This window comes from Sulfitobacter sp. 1A15299, assembly GCF_043556915.1.
In the GTDB taxonomy this organism is placed as follows: Bacteria; Pseudomonadota; Alphaproteobacteria; order Rhodobacterales; family Rhodobacteraceae; genus Sulfitobacter.
Genome location: NZ_JBIFFJ010000062.1, coordinates 1 through 4,648, shown reverse-complemented (window position 1 = coordinate 4,648; position 4,648 = coordinate 1). Strand labels below are relative to the sequence as shown.

Genomic DNA, 4,648 nt, shown 5'->3' with positions numbered 1-4,648 from the left:
GCCGGGCCCAGCTTTCTCCGCCGCATAGGCGGCTGCAGATGGGGTTGCTACGATCAGATGATCGTGCCCCATCTTTTTACCAAAGCCCCCCGCGGAGGCCTCTGACAGTAAATGCTTATGGCTTGTTCCCTGTCAGGATGCGGAGTTCAGTTCGGGGTGTTTTACTGTGAGAGAATGCCTTGGCGTGGTATTATTTCTACGCTGATAAGGCCTATCAGTTCGCTGCCAGTAGTAAGTCGATTTTGTCTGGCCGACGCAGTGCTGCTGCTGCGTCTCACCATCGGTGATTTCGACACTGTGATCGACGGTGCCGAGGAGGCCGCGTTCGAAGAGCGGATGCCAGACGAAACGCATCAGGTTTTTGGGGTCAATGCCGCAAGGTGAGCCCGTGCCCCTGCTGTGATACTGGAAGCCTCTCCGACCGGTTCCTATTGGTCAGGGGGCAAGGACGAGCCCATGCGATGCTGGTTCGCCGGTAGGCCCATTTATCGGCTGGGGCGAAGTTGTGTTTGCGGCTCTGGGTTTCTGTACACTGCGCGTTTTTTATTCGATGTTTGGATAAGCGGCCCATGTACCGGCTCCAAGGTTAAGCCAGGAAGAGATGACAAATTTCATAATCGACAAGCCGCGTATTGTTTTCATCCACCTGCCCAAAACCGGCGGCACATCGGTGCGCGAAGCGCTTGGGAAGCTTGAAGGACGGTACTTTGGTCATGTGCCGGAGCGCTTCCGAGACCGACCCAGCCTGACGGTTGTTCGCGAGCCTAAAGCTCGATTTCTTTCTGCTTTCCGGATGTTCAAGTTCGGCAATCAGTTGGAGGGGGACTATTACGCCGAGCCGCGATGGCCTGATCTGTCCATCTCGCAAGCGCTCGACGTGTTGGAAGACCCGTGGGTTGGCCATGACCGTAGTCATCGGGACATCCCTTGGAACTTCAAACATCATATCATTCCCCAGACCCATCCGTTTAACTGTTTGTTTTATGCAGACACGGTTCTTCGGTTCGAAACCCTCGAAGAGGATTTTGGGGCGTTTTGTGCGAACTTCGGGATCGCAGCAGAACTGCCGCGACTTCGCGCGTCTCGGAGCGGGCAAGAACACGAGGAGCGGTGGCGGCCGGAGGAAAAAGAGCGCTTCATGCGCCTGTTTGCGGATGACTATCGCTTTTTGGGGTATGCGTCCGGTCGCCCTGAAGCCGCAAAAAGAAGATACAACTTCGAACCTTTGAGGCCTAAGGACAGGACGGTCTACGATCTTTGGCCCGCTTATTTCTCGGACGAAAAGATCTTTCTGAAAGATGCTGCGCAAGCGCTGCCTGATGAGAGCTCTGTGCTTGAGCCTTTCGCCGATGAGATTATCCCGGGCTCTCCAACGGGGGCTTGGGCGGGGCGGTCAAAAGATCTGGTAGCTCATTTTCAGAAGCTTCAGCCGGAGTTTTCTGGGGCCTCTCGTCTCGCGCACCTGCTGGCCTGTACGATCGTCGTGCTGCGCAGGGATCCGAGCTGCGAGAGTGCCCTTAGGCTCTTTTGGCGGATCTTGGATGAACAGTTTGAGGTGATCCGGTCAGAGCTTTCCCTACGCTGGTTGGTGTCGATCGCTGATACGGTCGCCGATTTGGGCCGAAGTTCCGGAGAACGTGCTGTTGGAATGAGTGCCAGTATCTACGCAAATACGGCGAAGCTGCATGAGAGCGAGCTTAAACTGTTCTACCCAAAGCGTCCGTGGCCCCCGCGCAGACGCTTCTCATCGGGAGGGGCATTGTTTGACGGCATGCTCACCTATTGGGTGGAGAAGGGGGATATGATCGACAATATGTTTGCGCGCTCAGCGAAGGTGGCGGCATCGGAACCGACGGCCGGAAAGGTCCTGATGGAAGTGATTGAACGCCTAAAGCTTGGCCCAAGCGTCTATCGGCGGTTCAAGCGTATATCGGGGGTGAAGGCCGCGCCTCTGGTAGACGATAAAATCAAAGAGCGGCTACAGCGGATTATGAAGAATAATGTTTGAGCCGGTGGTGAGCCTGGCAGGCAGGACGTGATATGAACAAAGGTCGCAAACCCGATATCCTGTGTATCGGCGCGCAGAAGGCAGGCACATCTTGGTTACATGTCACTTTGGCAACCAGACGGGACATTTGGGTACCGCCGTTCAAGGAACTGCATTTTTTTGACCATAAGTTCATTGCTGAATGCCGGCGGTGGGCGCCGTGGCATGTCAAACAGGGACTTCAGGGGGCGCGCGCGCGCCATCTTGCAAGCGCCTCACCCCCAGATGAGGCCTATCTGGCATATCTTGATCGTCTTCAGACCGCGCCCATTTTGAACGGCACGTGGTATAAGTACATTTTTTCCCGAGCGCCGGAGGATCAAAAATGTCTCGATGTCACGCCGGAGTACTCATGTATTCCGGATGAGGGCGTGGACTTTTTCAAGCGCTTTCTGCCGCAGAGTAAACTGATCTACCTCATCCGTAACCCCTTGGACCGGTTGAAGTCTCAGCTGCGCATGAATGCGCACCGCGGAAAAAAACTGCCTGCATCGCCAAAAGAGTGGGAGGCGCTCTTAGACATGCCTGCGCTTCGTACGCGCGGAGATTATCTGAACAATGTGCCGCGGTGGAGCGCACGTTTTACAGACGATCAATTGCTGTACTTACCCTACGGACAAATCGGCAAAGAACCGTTGAGCCTTCTGCGCAAGATTGAGCATCATTGTGGCTTGGCTTCCTCTGAGTACCCTCAAGCTGCTGAAAGGGTCCATCAAACGGCACCGCTGCAGTTGCCTGACTATGTCATTGAGCGTTTGGAGGAGCTGGCCGCGCCCCAGGCGGCGTTTCTTCGAAGCCATTTTGGCGAAAACTTCTATCAAGACACCTAAAAAAGAGCATGGAACGTGGGCTGACGTGGCGCGGGGCGAACTTGGCCTCACCCGTTACGCAAGGTGACCTTCGACATGGCGTCAATCCTGATCAGGTCGAGCTCATACTGGGCATCCATGCGTGTTTGTAGCTCTTCGTCGATTTGAACAATTTTGCTGAGAAGCTTTGCGCTTTTAAGGTGATGACAGGCCTCTTGCGACACGGCTTTGCGGGTTTGAGGATCAATAAGCTCAACATCTATATCAAGCAGGGCTGCTAAAAACGGTAGCCTGACCTGATGGGGCTGCTCAAAATTCCAGACTGTTAGGGTGGCTCTGGGGCAGGCAGTCGTGATGCGAGACACCAAGTCGGCCCAAGCATGAACTGGCACGGCGCGGTCAGAAGGACCGGGGGAGATGTCATCATCCGCCAGCAGATATGTCCAGCATTCTGCTTGAGGGGCGATTGCTAAATGCAGATGCAGCTGGCGGTCGGAAAAAGCATTGTCGAGGTTTTGAGCTCTACGCTTGGCTTTAGGGAACATTGTCTTTTTGGTCAGCATATCGCTTACCGGTCCGAGAAGGGCGTGTTCGCTGATGACGATGTGCTTAAAGGCATCGAGAGCTTTTTTGTTTCTTAGAACAGGCTCAACAGCCCCCTGTAGAAGGCCCAGCTTGTCTGAGGCGGTCATGGTCGCTCTAAAGTGCTCAACGTACTCGTGGCGCGTGATGGCTTTGGTCGACGTACTTAGTAAGACCTTACCCAAGTGGTTTGATATGCATTCTATAAAGCCAGTCGCGATACGGTTTGCCCCAAAGTGGACAGTCGCCGTTCTTTGCTCAGGCATCATCCAGCTCCGGAAACCCGTGCTGAGAAATTGTCTCATGGCCTTGGGCGATCCCTTTAGCGGCCTGCGCCAGCTCACCAGCCTGGTGCAAAAGAATTTTGTACTTTAGCTCGAGCGCCGCGAGGCTTGGCTCTAACCGCGTGAGCTCTGCATCTGTGAGACGGTTTGCGGCTTCATCAGAAGATAGAATTTCTTCGAGAAGCTCTGCGACTTCTGCCAACCGGGCTTGGATCAGCGCGCGACCTTTTGTGTCAAAGCCGCTGACTTTGAGAGAAAGGGCCTCTTCCTCGGCGTCAATCGTTAGCTTGAAGCTCATGGCCTATTCCCCGTAAATCCACTGTATCATTGAATATTTCTTAGCATGAGTTGGCCGGCCTCTACCATGGAATTTGTTATCTGCCCCGGGATGGTTTGGGCATTCGGTTGAATGGAAGGCCCCGCATGGGTTCAGGATTGCAATATGCCCGGCGATACCACCCAGCTTACTCAGTGTGTCGGTTAAGGTGGCGGCTTTTGAACTCTGCGAAGCTATGGCCGATCAAACGCCGTTCCATCAGAAAGGACGACACTGCTCATTGGGATATCCCATGGCATTGGAAAAATTGTTGGCATGAGGCAATGGGAAAATCCGACGCCGATAACCTTTGTTAGAGGATTAAGTTGCGCCAGGGTTCGGTCGTAATATCCCCCGCCATTGCCAAGTCGAAAACAGGTTTGATCCACGCCCAACAGGGGCGAGATCACGAGGTCCGGCACCGCTTCCGCGCCGCTTGCGGGTACCGGAATGTTCCAGACACCGCGGCGCATTGCGCAGCCTGGCTGCCAGATGCGAAAGCTCAAGGGGGCGTGTTGTTCCGTGACGATCGGCAAAATGCTCTCTATTCGTTTGAAGCCGTCACGCTTTAATGCCCGACAATTTGACTGCCTATGAACTGTTTAACGGT

The 4,648-nt window shown here is 54.4% G+C and carries 6 protein-coding genes; 3 read left to right on the top strand and 3 right to left on the bottom strand.

Annotated features, from left to right (window positions below):
* The first annotated feature begins 258 nt into the window (after window positions 1-258).
* The 3 genes from ACGYK7_RS18920 (at window position 259) to ACGYK7_RS18910 (ending at window position 2,877) form a co-directional block, all read left to right on the top strand.
* Window positions 259-384, top strand: a complete 126-nt coding sequence (locus tag ACGYK7_RS18920; protein ID WP_394403931.1) for a hypothetical protein — start codon at window positions 259-261, stop codon at window positions 382-384.
* Window positions 385-601: 217 nt separating this feature from the next.
* Window positions 602-2,008 (top strand): sulfotransferase family 2 domain-containing protein, encoded by a 1,407-nt coding sequence (locus ACGYK7_RS18915; RefSeq protein ID WP_394403930.1) that lies wholly within the window; start codon window positions 602-604, stop codon window positions 2,006-2,008.
* A gap of 32 nt (window positions 2,009-2,040) precedes the next feature.
* Window positions 2,041-2,877, top strand: a complete 837-nt coding sequence (locus tag ACGYK7_RS18910) for a sulfotransferase family protein (RefSeq protein WP_394403929.1) — start codon at window positions 2,041-2,043, stop codon at window positions 2,875-2,877.
* Between the two features lie 47 nt (window positions 2,878-2,924).
* Here ACGYK7_RS18910 and ACGYK7_RS18905 read toward each other — a convergent pair whose 3' ends face one another.
* The 3 genes from ACGYK7_RS18905 to ACGYK7_RS18895 form a co-directional block, all read right to left on the bottom strand.
* On the bottom strand, window positions 2,925-3,548 hold the full coding sequence (locus ACGYK7_RS18905) for a hypothetical protein (protein ID WP_394403928.1): 624 nt from the start codon (window positions 3,546-3,548) through the stop codon (window positions 2,925-2,927).
* Window positions 3,549-3,696: 148 nt separating this feature from the next.
* Window positions 3,697-4,020 (bottom strand): hypothetical protein, encoded by a 324-nt coding sequence (locus tag ACGYK7_RS18900; protein ID WP_322346420.1) that lies wholly within the window; start codon window positions 4,018-4,020, stop codon window positions 3,697-3,699.
* Between the two features lie 212 nt (window positions 4,021-4,232).
* Window positions 4,233-4,574 (bottom strand): 5-formyltetrahydrofolate cyclo-ligase, encoded by a 342-nt coding sequence (locus ACGYK7_RS18895; RefSeq protein WP_394403927.1) that lies wholly within the window; start codon window positions 4,572-4,574, stop codon window positions 4,233-4,235.
* Between the last annotated feature and the right edge of the window lie 74 nt (window positions 4,575-4,648).